We start from the raw sequence: 20,472 nt of genomic DNA, 5'->3' as shown, positions 1-20,472 counted from the left end.
CCAAAAAACCGCAAGAGCCCCTGCTTCCCAGCGGGATGCTCCTGCGGTCTATTCTGCTTGGCGTCCTGCTTCACGGCACCCGGTACACATACACCTTCGTGCGGTGGAGATCCCTGCAGGTGACGACCCGCTCCGCCGTCCACCCCGGCAGGGCAAAATAAATGCTGACGACCCGCGTCCCCGGCTGCAGACGCTGGCGGAAGATGCCGCTCAGCCTCTGCATCGCGCCCGGGAACAGATAGCAGACGACGAGATCCGCCCCCTCGTAAGGATACCCGTACAGATCGCGCCGGAGGAAGGTGATCCGGCCGCTGCCGGCTCCTCCATAGGCATCCGGCTGCAGGCGCTGCAGCACTGCCGCTGCGGCCCGGGAGAACGCGTAAGGGATCGGCGAATTCTCGATCCCGACCAGCCGCCGGTCCGGGTACAGCCTCGCGAGCTGCAGTACGAGCTGGCCCCAGCCGGAACCGGCCTCCACTACCCGGAGGTGCTCCGGGAACCGGCCCACCTCCCGGGCTGCGGCCTGACGGACCAGCGCCGAGGAAGGCATCGGCGTAATGCCGTTCTTCCAGCTGGCATAGACGATGGACAGTGCAGCCAGCAGCAGGATGCCGATGAACACCGCAGACAGAACTTGGGTCACGCCGGGTCGCCTCCGTCTCCCTCTTACCTCTTATCTCTTCTTGTTCGCTTCGTGCACCTTGAGCAGCTTCCCCTTCAGGGTTGTCGTCTTCATGGCCTCGATGACCAACCGGCCTTTGCCGTTATGGATATCGACATACGACACATTATCGAGAATGTTGATGATGCCGATATCCGCAGCGCTCATCCCTTCGATCTTGGCCAGAGTGCCGACGATATCGACGGTCCGGATCTTCTTCTTCTTCCCGCCGCTGATGTACAGCTGCATGATGTCCTGATCGAGCTGTCCCTTCTTATCCTGCTTCGGGACCGGCTGCACCTGCCGCTTGGCCTCGAATGCCGCTTCGGCCTCCGCTACCTCATCCGGCGAAGGAGCTTCGCCGCGGCGGATCTCCTGCCCGATATAGCTCTCGATATTCCGGAGCGCCTTATGATCTGATTCCGTCACGAAAGAGATGGCTTTGCCCTGCTTGCCTGCCCGTCCCGTACGCCCCGTCCGGTGCACATAGCTCTCCCGGTCCACCGGCAGATCGTAGTTGATCACGTGGGTGATATTGTCGATGTCAATCCCTCTCGCCGCCACATCCGTCGCCACCAGGAAACGGAATTCCCCCCGGCGGAACGCATGCATGACGGCAAACCGGTCGTCCTGCTCCATGCCTCCGTGAATGCGGCCGCAGGAGTAGCCGAGCTCGTCCAACGCCTCGAAGACACTATCGACCCCTCCCTGCGTACGGCAGAAGAGGATGCAGGTGTCCGGGTTCTCGGTCACGAGCACATCTCGGAGCAGCTGCGCCTTCCCCTCCTCGCTCACCTCGAAGAGGGCATGGTCGATCCCTGCCGTCGTCCGCCCGGCGGAGGCGATCTCGATATCCTCCGGATCGTTCATGTACCGGTGGCAGAGATCCTCCACGTCTTTCGGCAGCGTAGCCGAGAACAACATCGTTACACGGTCCCGGGGCAGCTCCCGTAAGATGGCTTCCACCTGCTCGATGAAGCCCATGCTCAGCATCTCATCGGCTTCGTCGATGACCAGATAACGGACCCGTTCGAGATCCAGCGTGTCCTTCTCGATATGGTCCATCACGCGGCCGGGAGTGCCCACGACGATATGAACCTTCTGCATCAGCTCCGTCTTCTGTTTGGCAAAAGGCTGCTTGCCGTACAGTGCCGTCACGCGGATCCGCTTGAAGCGGCCGATATTCGTCAGATCCTCTTTGACCTGATCGGCCAACTCGCGGGTAGGTGTCAGGACCAAGGCCTGCGGCCGGTTCTCCTCCCATTCCACCCGTTCGCAGAGAGGAATGCCGTAGGACGCCGTCTTGCCGCTCCCCGTATGGGATTTCACTGTGATATCCTTGCCCGCTAGCGCCGCGGGAATGACAGCGCTCTGCACCTGCGTCGGCTCCTGGTAGCCGAGGCTGTCCAAGGCCCGGAGAATCTCTTCACTTAAGGCATACGCCCCAAAACCCGCTTCACTCATAAAGGAACTCCTTCGCGGCCGGGCTGCGGCCCGCTGTCTTTGGTCTGGTGGTTCAGGATATTATCCTCGAGCACCGCGAACTTGTCGCCGTACTCCCGTACAATGTGCCTCTCTCCCCAGGCGCAGAGGGAATCCAGGATGCTCTTCAGGCTCCATCCGTATTCGCTGAGCTCATACTCGACTTTGGGCGGCACCTGATTGTAGCTGATCCGGTTGACGATGCCGTCTTCCTCGAGCTCGCGGAGCTGCTGGGTCAGCATCTTCTGGGTGATGCCGTGCATCAGCCGCTTGAGATCGCTGGTTCTCTTCTTCCCATGGGTAAGATGGCACAGGATCACGCACTTCCATTTTCCCCCGATGACTTCCAGGGTGGCTTCTACGGAGATATTATATTTCTTTTTGGTCGTCACTACGCACTCCTCCTGCCCTCTGCCCTTATCCTTAGGATGACCGGGCCGTCCGCGTTATGGGTACTTTTTGGTGCCTATCATACTTCCGAGTACCTATAGCACTTCAAGGTACGTACTGTTCACATGGAATGGAATACTTCATAATAGCATTTACCGGCCGGTGATTACCATAGTAGGAGTGAAATCCATGTCTCTTGATTCCCGAAAAAGTACCTTGGCCCTGCTGGCCCTCGCCATCAGCGCCTTCGCGATCGGAACAACCGAGTTCATCAGCGTGGGCCTGCTGCCTCTAATCGCTGATGACCTGCATATATCCCTGACCACGGCAGGGCTTACCGTTACGTTATATGCGCTGGGCGTCACCCTGGGCGCCCCCATTCTGACGTCCCTCGCCTCGCGGATTCCGCGCAAGACGCTGCTGCTCTGGATCATGATCGTGTTCGTGGCCGGCAACAGCCTGGCCGCCGCAGCGGGCGGCATCACGCTGCTGCTGGCCGCCCGCGTCGTGTCGGCCTTCGCCCACGGCGTCTTCATGTCGATCGGCTCCACCATCGCCGCCGATCTCGTCCCGGAGAACCGCCGGGCCAGCGCCATCTCGATCATGTTCTCCGGGCTCACGATCGCCACCGTCACCGGCGTCCCCCTTGGCACCCTGATCGGGCAGCACTGGGGCTGGCGGACCGCCTTCATCGCGATAGCGGCCATAGGGCTCCTGGCCCTCGTCGCGAATCTGGCTCTCGTCCCTGCCGGACTGCGTCAAGGCAGCCCCACGCGGCTTCGGGACCAGGCGCGGCTCGTCAAGAACGGCCGCCTGCTCCTCGCCTTCGCCATGACCGCGCTCGGGTACGGCGGCACCTTCGTCGTATTCACTTACTTGTCCCCGCTGCTTCACGAGATCACAGGCTTCCAGGAGAGCACGGTAGCCGCCATTCTGCTCCTCTACGGCATCGCGATTGCCATCGGCAACGTGATCGGCGGGAAAGCCGCCAACCGCAGCCCCCTCTCCGCACTGTTCTATATGTTCGCCCTCCAGGCCGTCGTGCTCTTCGCCCTGTTCTTCACGGCGCCTTACCAGGCGTTGGGACTCGTTACGCTCTTCTTCCTCGGGCTGCTTGCCTTCATGAACGTCCCCGGGCTCCAGGTGTATGTTGTGATCTTGGCGAAGCGATTCGCGCCAGGTTCGGTGGATGTCGCTTCGGCGGTTAATATCGCCGCATTCAATGCGGGCATCGCCATCGGGGCTTATCTCGGCGGCGTCATAGCCGACTCGATCGGATTGATTCATACGACCTGGGTAGGCGCCCTTATGGTGCTCGGCGCCGTCCTGTTAACGGCCTGGAGCCGTGCGCTGGAGCGCAGGGACCAGCAGCCGGAGCGTGGACGCTTGGCGGAGAGCGTCACCGCGCGCGGATAAGCCAAGCCTTCGCCTTTATCAGTAAATATCACGATGTACCCGCAGTACGCAGCAGCTTGGGCATCTCCATCTACTCGCTCAGCTTATTCTTATTCTTCTGTGTACTCATCCTTAGGAGGTTCCAACCATGACTGTATCCATTCATCCTACCACTACCCTGCACAACGGGGTCACCATGCCGGTGCTCGGGCTCGGCGTATTCAAGGTCGAAGAAGGCGCCGAGCTCGTCGAGGCCGTCAAGTCCGCCGTCTCCCTCGGCTACCGGAGCATCGACACCGCGGCGGTCTACGGCAACGAGACCAGCGTCGGACAAGGCATCCGCGAAGCCCTGCAGGAGAGCGGCCTATCCCGCGGCGACCTCTTCGTCACCTCCAAGGTATGGAATGCCGATCTCGGCTACGAAGCCACTTTGGCGGCCTACGAGGCGAGTCTGGCGAAGCTCGGGCTTGATTATCTGGATCTGTATCTCATCCATTGGCCGGTCGCCGGCAAGTACAAGGAAGCTTGGAGAGCCCTCGAGAAGCTCTACAAGCAGGGACGGGTCCGGGCAATCGGAGTCAGCAACTTCCAGATCCATCATCTCGAAGACATTCTGCGGGATGCCGAAGTGAAGCCGATGGTGAACCAGGTCGAGTTCCACCCGCAGCTCACTCAGCAGGAACTGCTGCTCTTCTGCAGAGAGCAGGGCATCCAGCTCGAAGCCTGGGCGCCTCTCATGCAGGGCGGACTGCTGGAGCATCCGGTGCTTCAGGGCATCGCGGCGAAGCATGGCCGGTCGGTCGCCCAAGTTATCCTGCGCTGGGATCTGCAGCAGGGCGTCGTGACGATCCCGAAGTCCGTCAAGGCGCACCGGATTGCCGAGAATGGCGACCTGTTCGGCTTCGAATTAAGTGCCGGGGACATGGCTCTGATCAGCGGACTGAATGCGGATCATCGGGTCGGCCCCGATCCGGACAACTTCGACTTCTGAGGAAGAACCCGCCGGAGCGGGTCCACCCCATCCAACAACGAAGAGACCTTTCCATCCGCCTCATGGAAAGGTCTCTTCTTCATTCCCAATCTTCCCTCGTTACGCCCCGCGCACGGCGGAGCCGGCTTCCACCCGCGGCTCGTCAGCCGCTGCTTCGCCTCTTCCGGACAAGAAGATGTTGAGTACAATTGCGGTCAAGGAACCCGACACGATGCCGTTCTGCAGCAGCATCTTCGCGAAGTCCGGCAGCTGGTCGAACATCTGGGGCAGCGTGGCCGAGCCGAGACCGACGGCAATGCTGCACGCCGCGATCAGGAGGTTGCTGTCCTTGCGCAGATCCACGCCGGAGAGGATCGAGATGCCCGAAGCGGCGACCGAACCGAACATGACGATCATGGCGCCGCCGAGCACCGCACTCGGTATCACGGTCGTCAGTGCCGCGAGCTTCGGCAGCAGGCCCAGCACCACCATGATGCCCCCGGCCGCGAAGATGACGCTGCGCGACTTCACACGGGTCAGGGAGATCAGACCGACGTTCTGGGAGAACGCCGTATACGGGAAGGCATTGAACAGGCCGCCGAGCATAATGGCGACCCCTTCGGAGCGCAGGCCGTTCACGATCTGGCGTTCTTCGACCTTCTGGTCGGTCGCTTTGCCTACGGCAAAATAAACGCCGGTCGATTCGACCATACTGACAATATTCACAATGATCATCGTGATGATCGCCGTGATGCTGATCTGCGGCACGCCGAAGTAGAACGGCTGCGCAATGCTGACCCACGAAGCTTGGCCGACGGAGTCGAAGCTTACGATGCCCATCGCATAGCCGGCTGCCGTGCCCGCGGCCAAGCCGACGAGCACGGAGATCGACCGCAGGAAGCCGGAAGCCAGCCGATTCACGAGCAGGATGACGACCAGCGTACCGAGAGCGAGCAGCAGGTTGCGGGGCTGCCCGAAGTCCGGGGCGCCTTGTCCGCCGGCGGCATTGTTCATCGCTACCGGAATCAGCGAGAGGCCGATGATCGTGACGACAGACCCGGTCACAATCGTCGGGAAGAACTTCAGCATCTTGCCGTAGAGCGGCGCGGCCAGCACCACGAACAAGCCTGATAAGATAATCGCCCCGTACGCGGTGGCGAGGTTCGATGTCGAAGCGATCGCGATAATCGGACCGACCGCCGTGAAGGTACAGCCGAGGATAACCGGCAGTCTGCTGCCGAAGTACCGCGTACCCATGACCTGCAGAATCGTGGCGAGGCCGCAGGTGAAGAGATCCGCTGCGATGAGATAGGCCATCTGTTCGCCGGTGAGCCTCAGCGCGCCCCCGACGATCAGCGGCACGACCACGGCGCCGGCATACATGGCAAGCACGTGCTGGAAGCCTAATGTAATCACTTTTTGTTTGCTTAACATGCTGTACGACGCTCCTTAGGATGGTTGGTATACACTGTCGTTCTCAATGAAATGCACTTCGCCCGGCGCCATCGAAGCGATACGGGCCAGGGAGTGGACCTGCACGCCCTTGTTCTCGAGCAGGCTGCGGCCTTCCTGGAAGCTCTTCTCGATCACGCATCCAACACCGACCAGCTCCGCTCCCGAGGCTCTCACGATATCGACCAGTCCGACCAGCGCGGCGCCGGTAGCGAGGAAGTCATCGACGATGAGCACTTTGTCGTCCGGGCCGAGATAATTCTGGGAGACGCTGATTTGATACGTCTCTCCTCGGGTAAACGAATGAACGGGAGCCGTATACACGCTCTCCGAAAGGGTGACGGCCTTCTTCTTCTTGGCATAGACGAACGGGACGCCGAGAGCGATGCCCGCCGCCATTGCGAATTGAATCCCGCTCGCTTCGATCGTCAGCACCTTGGTAATCGGCTGACCGCCGAAGATCCGTCCGAACTCCTTGCCGATCGCAAGCGCCAGCGCAGTATCCACCTGGTGGTTCAGGAAGGAATCCACCTTGAGCACCGTATCCGACAGAATGAGCCCCTCTTGTCTGATGCGTTCTTGAAGTAATTTCATGCAGTAACCGCTCCTTTGGTGTACATAATCAAAAAAGGACAGTTTCCCTTGAGCGCTGTTTCTCTCAAGTGAAATCTGTCCCCGGGGACCCCGGGTCCCTCCTGGTATAACACAAATAAAGTGTCCGCACCGCATGGACCGGCCTTACTTCCCTTTCCTATACGGATGTTCGGAATAAGAAACGGCACGCCCGGTGCGCTTTCACTCATAGTCGGATAATTACAGTGGTCATCCGGTAGAAACGTTTGGGCCATATCCCCAAAATTATACGAGTCGTTGTATGAAGTTATTTGTCTATATTACACGCTGCGCCCGGGCGTTTCAAGAGCGATTTTGGCGTGGTCCGGGTCGTCGGCATGAGTTGAATTAATTAACCTTAGGATAAGAATTGGGTTCAGATTCCGGAATATACCCCGAAATCAAGGGATTATACGAGACTTCATCGGCTAATCGTTCCTCTTACGTTCCAATTATCATCCAAACATTACCAAATTCCTTTTGACAATGGAAATTCAAAAACCGTATTATAATAGAAGAATAGGAGGGTTTAATCAGATGACAGGTTCCGACAAACAACAGATCGTCGAAAGTGTGCCTCAGCAAGGGTTCTTCGGGCATCCCAAGGGATTGTTCACGCTCTTCTTCACTGAATTCTGGGAGCGGTTCTCCTATTACGGCATGAAGGCCATCCTGGTTTTCTATATGTACTACGAGGTCTCCAAGGGCGGGCTCGGCATCAACGAGAGCACGGCACTGGCCGTTATGTCGATCTACGGATCGCTTGTCTACATGTCCGGCATCATCGGCGGATGGCTGGCCGACCGGATCTTCGGCACGTCTAAGGCGATTTTCTACGGCGGCATATTGATCATGATCGGCCACATCGTATTAGCATTACCTGGAAGCGCTGCCATGCTTTTCGTCTCGATGGCGCTGATTGTCCTCGGTACCGGACTGCTCAAGCCTAACGTATCGAGTGTCGTCGGCGAGATCTACAGCGAGGGTGACCACCGCCGCGATGCGGGCTTCAGTATTTTCTACATGGGCATCAACCTCGGAGGCTTCCTGGCTCCACTGGTCGTAGGCACGCTCGGCATGAAATACAACTTCCACCTCGGCTTCGGCTTGGCCGCCATCGGGATGCTGCTCGGGCTCACGGTCTTCATTCTTACGAAGAAACAGAATCTCGGGCTCGCCGGCACGATGGTAGCCAACCCGCTGTCCCCCGCCGAGAAGAAAACCGCCTACACCCGGATCGGGTTCGGCGTCCTCGTGGTTGCGGTGCTTATCGCCGTGGCTATCCCAGCCGGCCTGCTTACGTTCAAGAGCTTCATCAAGCTCGTAGGGATCCTCGGGATTCTGATCCCGACCCTCTACTTCATCGTCATGTACCGCAGTCCCAAGACGACGGCCGTCGAGCGTTCCCGCATCATCGCCTACATCCCGATCTTCATCGCTTCCGTGATGTTCTGGGCGATTCAGGAGCAAGGCTCGACGATTCTCGCCAGCTATGCGGACAAGCGCACCCAGCTCGACTTCGCGGGCATTCACATCTCGCCGGCCTGGTTCCAGTCGCTGAATCCGCTGTTCATCATTATCTTCGCTCCGGTCTTCGCCTGGCTGTGGGTGAAGCTCGGGGACCGTCAGCCGACGATCCCGCGGAAGTTCTCGCTCGGCCTTCTCTTCGCCGGCCTGTCGTTCCTGGTCATCCTGCTCCCGGCCACCCTCGGCGGCAGCGACGGGCTCGTCAATCCGCTGTGGCTCGTGCTCAGCTACTTCATCGTCGTCGTCGGAGAACTGTGCCTCTCGCCGGTAGGCCTCTCGGCTACCACCAAGCTGGCGCCCGCCGCGTTCTCCGCGCAGACGATGAGCCTGTGGTTCCTCTCCAACGCCGCGGCGCAGGCCATCAATGCGCAGATCGTGAAGTTCTACACGCCGGAGACCGAGATGGTCTACTTCGGTGTCATCGGGGGAGCCTCCATCGTCCTCAGCCTCATCCTCTTCCTGCTCTCGGGCAAGATCCAGGGCTATATGAAGGGTGTAAAATAAGGCATTACCGCCTTCCTCCTCCGACCGGCCGGCCGGAAATTTTCCGTTCCGCGCAGGCTGGACCTATAGAACGCATATGAACAAGCCCCCTGCCGAATGCTCGGTCAGGGGGCTTATGTCGTCTTAGCCAGCAGTTGGAGTTGATTCCGCCGCGGGCCGTTCATCTCTCAGCTGCTTGCTCCGCAGCTGTCCGCAGGCGGCATCGATGTCCGTGCCGTGCTCCAGCCGTACACTGCAGCTCAGTCCCTGCTTTTTGATAATATCGTAGAACGCCCGTACGGACTCCTTCTCCGTCCGCTGGTACTGGCTGTGCTCGTCTACCGGATTGTAGGGAATGAGATTCACGTTGACGCTCATCTTCCGTTCCTTCATCAGCTCCGCGAGCTCCAGGGCCTGCTCCGTGCCGTCGTTGACGTCCTTCAGGAGGATGTATTCGATGGTGATCCGCTGGTTCGTCTTCTCCCAGTAATAATCCATCGCTTCCATCAGCTTCTCGATCGGCAACGCCTTATTGATCTTCATGATCCGCGTACGCAGCTCGTTGTTCGGCGCGTGCAGGGAGATCGCCAGGTTGACCCGCATGTTCAGGTCGGCGAATTCCTTGATCTTCTCCGTCAGGCCGCTCGTCGATACCGTGATGTGCCGGGCGCCGATCGCCAGTCCCTTGTGGTCGATCACCACCCCGAGGAAGTCGATCAGGTTCTTGAAGTTATCGAACGGCTCGCCGATCCCCATCACCACGATATGGCTCACCCGCTCGTCTTGGCCCGCGGCATCCAGGTGGAGCTGGACCTTCATGATCTGCTCCACGATCTCGCCGCTCGTCAGGTCCCGGCTCTTCGCCAGCAGCCCGCTCGCGCAGAAGCTGCAGCCGATGTTGCAGCCCACCTGCGTCGTCACGCACACCGACAGCCCGAACTTATGACGCATGAGCACCGTCTCGATCAGGTTCCCGTCCTGCAGCTGGAACAGGAATTTCACTGTGCCGTCCGCCGATTCCTGCTTCGTATGCTCGTTCATCGTCTTGAAGACGAAGTGCTCCGCAAGCAGCGCCGTACATTCCGGATGCACCTCCGTCATCTCGGCGAAGTCCGTCACCCGCTTGCGGTACAGCCCCTCCCACACCTGAGCCGCGCGGGACTTCTTGTGCCCCCGCTCCCCCAGCCACTCGGTCAATTGCTCTAATGTCAATCCATATATGGATGGTTTCATATCGGTTGTCCTCTTTTCGGTACTTGGAAGTCTAGTCTGTAGGGACTATAAGTTGGTTTGCACTCTCTCTCATTATTGTCCCAGATTGTTTTTAGTAAAACAAGGGGAAAAACGAGGGGAAAGCCCATCTACCCTATTTGACCGACTTCCGTTCCACGCTATCTCTCTCTGAACTTAGGATTCTGTCCAACCTCCCAGCCTCCCGAAGCCCTTGGCAGGAGATTCTCCTTGCCCGGCCGCATGATATTCTGTAAACTTCTTGAATATGCTTCAAGAAAGGTTGACAAGAACACCATGGACTTATCTCAGCGTAGTATGGCCCGGAATCAAGCAGCCAAAGAACCGTTCCCGGTCTCGATCCTGTCCCTTACCGCAGGCGCCTTCGCGATCGGTATGACGGAATTCGTCATCATGGGGCTTCTCCCCAACGTCGCAGAGGATCTGCAGGTCAGCATCTCTTCGGCCGGGCAGCTCATCACGATGTATGCCTCGGGGTAGCCGTCGGAGCTCCCATCCTGACCATCCTCACCCACCGGATTCCTCAGAAGCAGCTGCTGTGCCTGCTTATGCTTCTGTTCATTCTCGGCAACGGCATCTCGGTCGTCGCTCCAAACTATGCCGTTCTCATGGGCGCCCGGATGATCACGGCCCTGACTCACGGCACCTTCTTCGGCGTCGGAGCCGTCATCGCCTCCAATCTGGTGCGTCCCGACAAACGCGCCGGGGCCGTATCCATCATGATGGCCGGCCTCACGATTGCGAATATTATCGGCGTTCCGCTCGGCACCTTCATTGGCCAGCATATGGGCTGGCGTGCCTCCTTCGGCGCGATTGCGATCATGGGGGTCATCGCCTTGATCGGCATCCTGATCTTCATCCCGCAGCTGCGGCAGGACAAGCCGGCAAGCATGGCCCAGCAGATTACCGCGCTGGCCCGGCCCAAGCTGCTTCTCTACCTGCTCATCGGTGCGCTGGGCAATGCCGGGCTGTTCGCCGTCTTCACGTACATCACCCCGCTGCTCACGCAGGTTACCGGGTATATGGAACACAGCGTGACCTGGATTCTCGTCCTGTTCGGCTGCGGGGTGACCCTCGGCAACATCGTCGGCGGCAAGCTCGCGGACTGGAAGCTGATGCCCTCCATCCTGGGCCTTTACTTTGCGGTCTGCGTCATCCTCACCCTTTTCACGTTAACGGTCTATCATCCCATTGCGGCTGTATTGACCATTTTCCTGTGGGGCGCCGCGTCCTTCGCGGTCATGCCGGGGCTGCAGGTGCGCATCATGAGCCTCGCCCAAGCAGCACCGGCCCTGGCTTCCACCTCCAGTCATTCGGCCGGCAATCTGGGCAACGCGGCAGGGGCATTCATCGGAGGCTGGGTCATTACCCATCTGTCCATCACCTCCCTGCCTTGGGTCGGAGCCGTGCTGGTGGGCCTCGCTCTGGTGCTGGGGCTTGCCTGCTATATCGCGGAACGCCAATCCGCGGCGGCTTAATCCCCTGCTTCTTCCACTTCTTTTCTTCCGCTTCTATGACGAACAGCCCCGGCTTCTCTCCGAAGCTGGGGCTGTTTGTTATGCCGCGAAGCATACCTTACTCTCTTACGCCTTCAGCAGCACCCGATTCGAGTGGTTGGCACGGCGGAATTTGATGAAGCTGACGATACGCCAGGTCGCGATGTAGCCCAGCGTCGCCAGGTTGCACATGAAGCTGAGCGTGCTCGGGTCGATAGACTGTACCGTCGCAATCACCAGGAACCGCAGCGCAAAGATCGTGATGAACAGGACGAACACCGCTCTGCTGCGCTTAATGAACGTGTCTCCGTTGCCCCTTACTTCAAAGTTGGTCGTTACGATCAGCGGGATGGCAAGCACGATCCCAATCAGCAAAGCAACGAGCACCTGCCCTTGCTCGATGTGCAGCCGCGGGTCGAATAACTGGGTCAAGGAAGTGGAGATATAGAGGATCGGCAGAAGCAGAGTAACTCCAGATGGGTTCAACGGTTTACGCATCCCTCTTACGTGTCCACGCAGGATAAGGATAAAAATTAATGCTGAGATTATCATTGAAACGGTTGTATTCATATCATCGCCACTCCCTTAAGGTTTCTTTTCGATAGATTCATTATCGCTTGTAAGGGAATGATTCCCTAGTGAGGGAAGTCATCGAATCCAGGGTGACTATCGTCATGATTGGATGATCGCTTATCCTCGGCCTCTCTCCTATTTTTTATAATTTCAATATTTTGCTAAATGTGATATCATCTCAATATCAATTAAAAGCAGGAAGCTGATCCAAAGAATAGGGAGTGAAGCCAGATGGTAAATCAAAGCTCGATTACGGCTATGATCGTTCAGGTTATCCTAGGCATTGTAATCATTGTGTCTCTGCTCGTGTATTACCGCCGTACACTTCACATTTCTTACCGTGCGGTCGGTGTCGGAATTCTGATCTTTATCGTTTTCTCGCAGATCTTGGAGCAAGCACTGCATGTCTATATGTTCTCCGGCAACCAAACGACGGGAGCGTGGCTCACCAATCCTTGGATGACCGCTGTTTACGGCGGACTGGCGGCAGCAATATTCGAGAATGCGGGGCGTTGGCTCGGGTTCTCGTATCTACTAAAAAACCGGCAGGAGCGCAAAGATGGCATTGCGGTAGGAATAGGCCACGGAGGGATCGAGATCCTGCTCATTAGCGTGCTTCTTGGCATCGGGGGGATCGCGCTTGCTTCCATGATCAACACCGGAACCTTCGAGCAGCTGCTCCGCGCCGAAGCCACGCCCGAGCAGCTTGCTCTGTTCCAAGGGTTCAAAGACCGGATGATTCATGCAACGCCGGGTGAATATTGGCTGGGCGCGTTCGAGCGCATCCCGGCGATGGGTATCCAGATCGCGCTTTCCGTAACGGTTTTGTACGGGATTCGGGCACGAAGGGCCGTCTACTTGCTTTATGCCGTTGGGGCTCATGCTTTTATCGACTTCTTCGCGGGGTTATACCAAGGCAAGGTGCTGCCATTATGGGCAGTCGAAGGTATCGTGTGGACGGCGGGGATCGGTGCCGTGATCGTGATTGTGAAGTCAAAGGGCTGGTTCGCGAACTTCACGCCACGTTCTGAACAAAGAAAGGAAGACTTCTCCGATGAGCAGTCCTCCTCATTTGGCAGCCGTTTGTAACCCGCCCCTCCCTGCCAGCCCACAAACAAAAAGGCCACTTCTATCGCAGAAGTGGCTTTGCCGTCTATCGCATTTGCGGTCTATACGAGGTTCCCTATTTTACTGCAATATAAATTTCCACTTCAGCAGAAGAAGGATCGAAACCGCGGGTATCATACCTTTCGAAATCCCCCGTGTAGGCTCTCTTCTCCACCGAATTCTCAAAATACGCCCAAATGTCTCTCCATGCTTGAGGTATCACTTCAAACACCGGGCCTTTTTTCGTCTTGAACACGACATACTTGCCTGCCGGAATTATGAAATGATCCTCTTGCTTCTCACCCTGGAACGCATCATTGCTTATTTCATGTCCGATGACGACCGTGTACGCTCCTGTGGCATCGCTCTCGTAATCCGTATATAAGACATAAGTGAATTCGGGATTGGCAATACCAGGATGGGCTGCAATGCTGCTGGAGTAGAGGGTTTTCCACAGTCCCGGGATAAGGCCCTCCGGTCCCGCTTCCTGAGCGTTGGTAGTACGTGCACTAATGCCAATCATCTTTATTTCCGGTTGAACAGCCGTAGCCATAGACATGAGTCATCCTCTTTTCTAAGTGATTGACACCAGTATACAGCGGCAAAGTGGACACCTATATGTCCAGGTTCGAATAGCACTCCATAATTTTCTGTGCTCTTCGTCTGATCTCCTTGGCCACATCAAGCGGCTGCTCTACCTTGACCCCATCGCCATAACTTAGCAGATTACCATAGAACCACTCATCGCCTATGAACTTGCCCTTCACCTGTACCGAACCATCCTCCAGAATACGGATGAGGTCCGCAGGATAGGTATCTTCAACCCTGTAGCGCACCTTCGGATGAAACGTAAGGGTCATCTCCTGCTCCTTCTCTTTGGACCATTCCGAATCCCAGCCATACCTCTCCAGCGGCGGAATCTCACGAGGTGCGAAATGTTCTGTGGTCAACTGCAATCCCTGGATACGGGACAGCCGAAATACCCGATAATCCTCTTTTAGCGTACAATACGCTTGTACATACCACAAATCCCCCTTCAATATCAGATTGCACGGCTCAATGACCCTCTCGCTCTCTGATCCGTCCCGGTTTGAATATTGAATATTCACCCGGAGAGAGCTCTCTATGGCCTGCTTCAACGTATTTATTTTTTTCCGTGCGGCGGCACTCTGTCCCCAAGGGTTAAAATCGAAAATAACCCCCGTTCCTCTGGATTCGCCGTCTACCCGATCCGATTGGCGGAGCAGGGCCTTCACCTTCTCGAGCAGATGCTCCAGCATCCCGTCATCTAACGCAGAGGCAGCCCCTTGGACTGCAGCAATCAGAGCGGCTATTTCTTTAAGGGACAGGAATTGGCGGCCTATCGTGTACTGCTCCATGATTTCAAACCCGCCCGCTGTCCCCTGGTGTGCGGCAATAGGAATGCCCGATTGGCATAAGGTATCGATGTCCCGATAAATCGTCTTCGTCGAAACCTCGAATCGGTCCGCCAGCTCTTTAGCACTGATGCGTTCGCGATTTAGCAATAGAATCGTTATCGCCAGCAAGCGATCCATTTTCATGTTGTTTCTCCTGGTTCTTTCTAAGTTAGGTAGTGGCCATGAGCCCCCAGGAACTAGTTTACATGATAATCCGGTCCCTCGCATCGCCCAGCATGGCGGTTGCAATCTTCAGAAAGTCCTCCCGTTCGATCTCGAAATGGCCGAAGCGGAAGGTATAGCCCCAGTTCTGCTTCCCTTGTGTGAAGCTAAGTTGATCCAGCAAGCCGGAAATCTTCACTTCACTGCACGGCGTATATCGTATATTCCGGCGGAAGGGCACGAACGATTCAGACATCGGATACTCATACACTACATCATCCAGAACCTGTCCAATCGCCGTGAAGGCCTGGAGTGGTTCTCCCTTCGCCATATCCGTTCGTGGAGAATAGTAGATGAGCCAATCGCTGGCACGCATCCGCCGCAAGGGCGCTGCCTTGCCGTGGCACAGCTGGGCGAATCCGCCCTGTACCCCCCGCTGTACATGTGATGCGGATACGACTCCAATCCAGTAGCGGCTTTGTCCGTTCGTTGCTCCCGTCAACATCATACTCATTCCTTCCTTGTTCCTCTTTACAGCCAATATACAAAAAAGCTCCTGACAACGTTGTGTCAGTAGCTTTTTTACCGTGTTTCTCTTATTTGGGCCAGACCTATGTATGATGGTCCGCTTCCAGGTCACTTCCCGTGAATGCGCTCACTCGAAGCCTGGCCACCATGGGTTCATCCGGCCGAAACCCATGCCATCATAGAATACTCTCCGTTTGCGCCAATCCTACGGCTTCTTCACGATTGCTGACGCCGAGCTTCGAGTAAAGAATCGAGCAATAATTGCGGATTGTCCCCTCTGATAGACCCATTTTGGCGGCGATCGATTTGTATCGCAGTCCGTTCGACAGATGCTGCAGAATCTCCATCTCGCGTCTCGTAAGCCCATACGGATACTGTTCCTGACTTGAACCGTACTTCTCTAACTGCTCGCGTTGACGCTTCATCCCTTCGAATAATCGCGTAGCTATCGATTGATCGATCCACGTACCTCCGTTATGGATCAGTTTCAAGGCTTCCACCATCTCCCGCGGATGAATCGACTTCAGCATATAGCCCTCCGCCCCATGCTCCATTGCAGTTGCCGCCGATATGGAGTCCTCGAACGTCGTCATAAGCACAACCTTCATGGCGGGCCAGCGGTGCTTCATCTCCAGTAAAGCTTCTAGCCCGTTCATTCCCTGCATCCGAATATCCATGAGCACGATATCCGGCTTGGATTGCTCACAACACGCTAACGCTGCGTGACCGTCTTCGGCCGTACCAACGACCAGAAAATGGGGGTACTGGTCAAAAATTTGCTTCAAGCTGCCGGCGACGATCTCCTGATCGTCAACAATTAGCAAGCGGATCATCCCAAGAACAGGCTCTGTCTGAAGAGGAATATTACATATAATCACGGTTCCTTGTCCTAATTGAGAATGAACGGTCAGTGTTCCAAGAAGCTGATCCATTCGTTCCTTGATACCGTTCAAACCAAATCCGAAGCGGATCCCTTCCGCACCCATCCCATTATCTTCGATCTGTAACCGCAGCTGCTGGCTATCAAAATGAAGCTGAACGAATATCGCGCTCGCTTGACCGTGACGAACCGCATTGGTAAGGGACTCTTGCAGACAGCGATATAAACCAAAATTTATTTTTGGCATCAGGGGAATTTCACTGCCAATGACACGGAAGCCGACCGCCACTCCGGTTGACCTCATAAATTCATCGGATAAATGCCGCAGCGACTCACCAAGCGAAGGGCCAGAAGCAATAGGAGAAAGCTGGTGCAGATGCTTACGAATATCATCCAAGCTGCGCTGCGCGACACGAACAAGCGAATCGACCCTCTCGATCCCCGAATCAGGTACGGACGATCTCAGCGATTCTACACCAATGATCATCGAGGTTAACGTATGGCCAATCGTGTCATGCAGCTCATGTGACAACCGGTTGCGCTCCTCTTTCAGCGTAAGCTCCTCAATCCGTGTAATATGCTGCTCCAGCAATTGTTTCTGCTCTTGAATAATTCGGGCCTGCTTATTCGACTGAATCAATACATTAAACGCGAAGCCGATGGCAAAACCGAAGCTGCAGCTAAAGATGAACTCATACGGGGAGCGGTCAGCGATCCAGCCGTTTATGGCAGGGAAAATGATTCCAAGCGGCAGTCCCGTCCACACATACGTTCTCCGGTTGCTGCCTAAGCCAATAATGATTACGAGTAAAGTGAAAGTCCAGAGCAATCCCGGCGCTGCGTAGGCTAAATAAACGTGGAAGATGCCCGCGGCTATGACTTCGGCCCCAAGATACCAGCTTTCTTTTCGATACTGAATGAGTAGTGGAAGGAGATATACCAAAGAAGCAAGGCTGAGTACAATCCAGAACGGTGCAACGATCAATGACGGGTTGATCCATTCAGCACTTAAGATCGCGACCAGCCAGAAGGTACGTATCGCAATAACGATCCAATCGTACCAGAACCGCTTTTTTATGATGGACAACACAGATTATATGCACCTGCTTTTATTTTATTGGGGGAAACCATGATACGAACAATTCAAATTTATCATGCCTCACCGGTTCCCAATCGTCAAGGAAAGAAGGATTGTAACGCTTAGCACAGCTAAATGGGCATGTCACATCGAAGAGTTGACCGTTTGTCATAGGGAAGACGTGACACGTCTAAGTACCATGTCATTTATAACCTAGCGGTTTCGTTACTATCCGTTTTGACATCGCTCCAGGTAAGGTGACAACGTGAACCAACACCACATTCTAAATTCACAGGAGCGATGCGAGATGAAATCATTTACTATGCGAAAAGGAATCGCCTTACCTCTGACAGCGATCGTGGCAGGGGCGCTGCTATGGCCTGCTTATGGCGGTGCCCACGCTGCGGGTCAAACGCCAACCCAGCATGCTATCGATAAGGCTGCCCATGCGGACAACATTCCAGGAGTCATTGTTACCGTAAAGAAGGGCGATGCAAACTGGTCGTATGCTTCCGGGGAAGCCAATATAGAAAGGAACCATAAGGTGGACGCCGATTCTGCTTTTCGGATCGGAAGCACAACGAAGTCGTTCGTCGCTGCGGTTGCCTTGCAGCTTGCCGGCGAGAAGAAGCTAAGCCTGGATGATACGGTGGAGAAATGGCTGCCGGGTGTCGTGAAGGGCAATGGACATGACGGCAATAAAGTGACGATCCGTCAGTTACTAAATCATACAAGCGGAATTCCAAACTACTTGGATGAAACGTTCAAGAATAGTATACTTGCGGACCCTAACCAGAATTTCACAGCCGAACAATTAATCGCCCGTTCTTTAACGATGAAGCCCGTAACGGGCTTCGAATACTCGAACACGAATACAGCTATCGTGGGGCTCATTATCCAGAAGGTCACAGGAGATCCGTACGCCGAGCAGATTAAGAAACGAATTATTGAACCGCTTAAGCTTAAGGAGACATTCCTGCCCGGCAGCTCGGCAGATATTCCCAAAAAGAATGCCCGGGGATACTTGAATACTGGAGATCGATTAGTGGATATTACTTGGCTTAATCCATCGTTCACCAATGCCGCCGGGGAAATGATCTCGACCGGGGAAGATATGACGACTTTTTTCCGTGCCCTATTGAGTGGAAAGCTGCTGACGCCCGAGATTCAGAAGGAAATGATGACCACGATTGATTCCCCACTCGGCAAGTTCGGACTGGGTATATACGAAACCAAGCTGGCGAATGGCGTCAGCGTATGGGGACATGGAGGCGGCATTCCGGGATTTACTAATTTTGCAGGCGGAACAGCGGACGGCCAACATGTCATTTCGATCAATATCAATGTGCTGGGGGGTGCGGAAGCACATATATACGATATTTTGACGCCGGAATTCGCGAAGGAAACGAATCAAGAACTGACGAAAGAGGAGCAGAAAAGGAAGCATCGGGAAGATGTCAAACTTGTTATGGATCAAGTGGTAACCCATAAGAATATTCCGAGTGTAGCGGCCGGCGGACTAAAGGACGGAAAACGCTGGTCCTACGCCAAAGGTACAGCCAGCCTCGAGATCCCGCGCCCGGTCAAGCCCTCCTTTTCCTTCCGCATCGGCAGTATCACGAAGACGTTCACCGCTGCCGTTGTATTGCAGCTGGCCGAAGAGCGGCAATTAAATTTGGACGACTCCGTCGAGAAGTGGCTGCCTGGCATCGTACAAGGTAACGGGTATGACGGCAATAACATTACGATTCGACAGTTATTGAATCATACGAGCGGGCTTGCGAACTACACAGATCTGGATATGCGGGACATTACCCTGCCTCAAAATCCATTCCGCTACTATAGCGTTGATGAACTGATCAGCAAGGCACTTGCAAAACCGCCTGTATTTGCACCAGGGGAGGGCTGGAGTTATTCCAATGTGAATACGGTGCTGGCGGGTCAGATTATCCTGAAGGCCACAGGGGATACGTATGCGGAGCAGATCAGAAAACGGTTCATCGAACCGCTTGGGTTGAAGGGGACATTCGTGACGGAAGCCCATTCCCAGATTCCTGGTGATCATGCCAGTGGATATAACATGGACCGATCTGGGCATCTGTATGATATGACAGAAGTGAATCAATCATGGGCCAATGCAGCCGGAGATATGGTTTCGACAATCGAGGATCTGACCACCTTTTTCAGTGCCCTGTTAGGCGGTAAGCTCCTGAATAAAGAGATCATGGACCAGATGCTCACCACCGTAGATAGCCCTATCGGTAAAGTCGGACTAGGCATTTATGAAGAAAAAACGCCGGACGGGCAATCTTATTGGGGACATGCCGGCGGCACGTTTGGATTTGAGTCGAGAGCCGGCGGCACGCTAGGCGGAAAGCATATTCTGGTAACCGTTATGAACGCGGTAGGTCCGGAAGTGATCACGGGCAGAGACAAAATATTCAATAAGGAATTTGGCCGTTAATTTACAACCCGGCATCGCCCCCTTTGTTCGGGGGCGATGCCGGGTTTTTGTAAGGAAGTCTAGCCCCCAATATTGATTGACATATAGTTCTTTCCTTCAACAAAACCAAGACTTTCATACATCGTTTTAGCCATATCAGACGAATGCAGCAGGATTTTTCCAATTCCTTGTGCCTTCAAATCGTCTATTGCTTCACTAACAAGTTTGGATACTATACCTTGACGGCGGTAATCTGGAATTGTGAAAACATTCGAGGAATCAAAGTAGTTTCTAAATGTTTCATCCATACTGCTGTTGTCCTCATAACATAGCAATATCTAGCGAAATTTAATTAACTGGGGTATATCGGAAGTAACAACTTTTCGAAACCGCACGATTGACTTCCTTCCTGTTTAAAGTATAAATTTCCAAGCTTATCTGCTATATAAGACGCAATTAAGATTATAACCTTAAGAGTAGTCGATCAATTGTCATCAATGGATGCTTGTTGATTCGCTTCATGAACTGACCTACATGTAACTTGATTCGATAAAACTTTTCAAA

The 20,472-nt window shown here is 55.2% G+C and carries 17 protein-coding genes, 1 pseudogene and 1 riboswitch; of the genes and pseudogenes, 6 read left to right on the top strand and 12 right to left on the bottom strand.

The annotated features are described in order from the left end of the window. Positions 1–70: 70 nt before the first annotated feature. The 3 genes from O9H32_RS21450 to O9H32_RS21440 are packed head-to-tail and all read right to left on the bottom strand — an operon-like array spanning position 71 to position 2,535. Complete coding sequence (locus O9H32_RS21450; RefSeq protein ID WP_269868173.1) at positions 71–643, bottom strand: class I SAM-dependent methyltransferase; 573 nt, start codon at positions 641–643, stop codon at positions 71–73. Positions 644–673: 30 nt separating this feature from the next. Beyond that, a complete protein-coding gene (locus O9H32_RS21445) occupies positions 674–2,125 on the bottom strand; it encodes a DEAD/DEAH box helicase (RefSeq protein ID WP_269868172.1) in 1,452 nt (483 codons plus the stop codon). After that, entirely contained in the window at positions 2,122–2,535 is a 414-nt protein-coding gene (locus tag O9H32_RS21440; RefSeq protein WP_269868171.1) for a winged helix-turn-helix transcriptional regulator, read from the bottom strand. Before O9H32_RS21440 ends, O9H32_RS21445 begins: the two co-directional genes overlap by 4 nt. 187 nt (positions 2,536–2,722) lie before the next feature. Between O9H32_RS21440 and O9H32_RS21435 the strand changes: the two genes are divergently transcribed. Both O9H32_RS21435 and O9H32_RS21430 read left to right on the top strand, forming a co-directional pair. Beyond that, positions 2,723–3,949: an MFS transporter gene (locus O9H32_RS21435; protein WP_269868170.1), complete on the top strand. Its 1,227-nt coding sequence runs from the start codon at positions 2,723–2,725 to the stop codon at positions 3,947–3,949. A 127-nt stretch (positions 3,950–4,076) separates the two neighbouring features. After that, positions 4,077–4,919 carry an aldo/keto reductase gene (locus tag O9H32_RS21430; protein ID WP_269868169.1) on the top strand — a complete coding sequence of 281 codons (843 nt, stop codon included), beginning with the start codon at positions 4,077–4,079 and terminating at the stop codon, positions 4,917–4,919. Positions 4,920–5,018: 99 nt separating this feature from the next. On the opposite strand, the gene O9H32_RS21425 is transcribed toward O9H32_RS21430, so the two are convergent. Both O9H32_RS21425 and O9H32_RS21420 read right to left on the bottom strand, forming a co-directional pair. Beyond that, complete coding sequence (locus O9H32_RS21425; RefSeq protein WP_269868168.1) at positions 5,019–6,332, bottom strand: nucleobase:cation symporter-2 family protein; 1,314 nt, start codon at positions 6,330–6,332, stop codon at positions 5,019–5,021. 15 nt (positions 6,333–6,347) lie between these two features. Continuing rightward, positions 6,348–6,944: a xanthine phosphoribosyltransferase gene (locus tag O9H32_RS21420; RefSeq protein WP_269868167.1), complete on the bottom strand. Its 597-nt coding sequence runs from the start codon at positions 6,942–6,944 to the stop codon at positions 6,348–6,350. Between the two features lie 188 nt (positions 6,945–7,132). Continuing rightward, a riboswitch (purine riboswitch) is annotated at positions 7,133–7,236 on the bottom strand. Positions 7,237–7,499: 263 nt separating this feature from the next. On the opposite strand from O9H32_RS21420, the gene O9H32_RS21415 reads away from it, so the two are divergent. After that, positions 7,500–8,993, top strand: a complete 1,494-nt coding sequence (locus O9H32_RS21415; RefSeq protein WP_269868166.1) for a peptide MFS transporter — start codon at positions 7,500–7,502, stop codon at positions 8,991–8,993. A 123-nt stretch (positions 8,994–9,116) separates the two neighbouring features. Here the strand turns inward: O9H32_RS21415 and rlmN are convergent, their stop codons facing one another. Then, on the bottom strand, positions 9,117–10,205 hold the full coding sequence (gene rlmN / locus O9H32_RS21410; protein ID WP_269868165.1) for a 23S rRNA (adenine(2503)-C(2))-methyltransferase RlmN: 1,089 nt from the start codon (positions 10,203–10,205) through the stop codon (positions 9,117–9,119). A 294-nt stretch (positions 10,206–10,499) separates the two neighbouring features. Between rlmN and O9H32_RS21405 the strand changes: the two are divergent. Next, positions 10,500–11,701 (top strand): annotated as a pseudogene (locus O9H32_RS21405) (MFS transporter). A gap of 105 nt (positions 11,702–11,806) precedes the next feature. On the opposite strand, the gene O9H32_RS21400 reads toward O9H32_RS21405, so the two are convergent. Then, complete coding sequence (locus O9H32_RS21400; RefSeq protein ID WP_269868297.1) at positions 11,807–12,271, bottom strand: CcdC protein domain-containing protein; 465 nt, start codon at positions 12,269–12,271, stop codon at positions 11,807–11,809. A 252-nt stretch (positions 12,272–12,523) separates the two neighbouring features. Here O9H32_RS21400 and O9H32_RS21395 point away from each other — a divergent pair, with 252 nt between their 5' ends. Then, positions 12,524–13,381, top strand: coding sequence for a YhfC family intramembrane metalloprotease (locus O9H32_RS21395; protein WP_269868164.1), 858 nt, complete (start codon positions 12,524–12,526; stop codon positions 13,379–13,381). Between the two features lie 94 nt (positions 13,382–13,475). Here O9H32_RS21395 and O9H32_RS21390 read toward each other — a convergent pair whose 3' ends face one another. The 4 genes from O9H32_RS21390 to O9H32_RS21375 form a co-directional block, all read right to left on the bottom strand. Next, positions 13,476–13,958 carry a GyrI-like domain-containing protein gene (locus tag O9H32_RS21390; protein ID WP_269868163.1) on the bottom strand — a complete coding sequence of 161 codons (483 nt, stop codon included), beginning with the start codon at positions 13,956–13,958 and terminating at the stop codon, positions 13,476–13,478. A 55-nt stretch (positions 13,959–14,013) separates the two neighbouring features. Continuing rightward, complete coding sequence (locus O9H32_RS21385; protein WP_269868162.1) at positions 14,014–14,961, bottom strand: helix-turn-helix transcriptional regulator; 948 nt, start codon at positions 14,959–14,961, stop codon at positions 14,014–14,016. Between the two features lie 58 nt (positions 14,962–15,019). Next, positions 15,020–15,484, bottom strand: a complete 465-nt coding sequence (locus O9H32_RS21380; protein ID WP_269868296.1) for an EVE domain-containing protein — start codon at positions 15,482–15,484, stop codon at positions 15,020–15,022. 199 nt (positions 15,485–15,683) lie between these two features. Beyond that, positions 15,684–17,477 (bottom strand): helix-turn-helix transcriptional regulator, encoded by a 1,794-nt coding sequence (locus O9H32_RS21375; RefSeq protein WP_269868161.1) that lies wholly within the window; start codon positions 17,475–17,477, stop codon positions 15,684–15,686. A 295-nt stretch (positions 17,478–17,772) separates the two neighbouring features. Between O9H32_RS21375 and O9H32_RS21370 the strand changes: the two genes are divergently transcribed. Beyond that, the gene (locus O9H32_RS21370) at positions 17,773–19,929 is read left to right on the top strand and encodes a serine hydrolase domain-containing protein (protein ID WP_269868160.1); all 2,157 of its coding nucleotides are present in this window, start codon (positions 17,773–17,775) and stop codon (positions 19,927–19,929) included. A 59-nt stretch (positions 19,930–19,988) separates the two neighbouring features. Here O9H32_RS21370 and O9H32_RS21365 read toward each other — a convergent pair whose 3' ends face one another. Beyond that, positions 19,989–20,216: a GNAT family N-acetyltransferase gene (locus tag O9H32_RS21365; protein ID WP_269868159.1), complete on the bottom strand. Its 228-nt coding sequence runs from the start codon at positions 20,214–20,216 to the stop codon at positions 19,989–19,991. Positions 20,217–20,472 lie beyond the last annotated feature (256 nt).

The organism is Paenibacillus caseinilyticus, assembly GCF_027533645.1.
Lineage (GTDB): Bacteria > Bacillota > Bacilli > Paenibacillales > NBRC-103111 > Paenibacillus_G > Paenibacillus_G caseinilyticus.
This window is presented reverse-complemented; position numbering and strand designations above follow the sequence as displayed.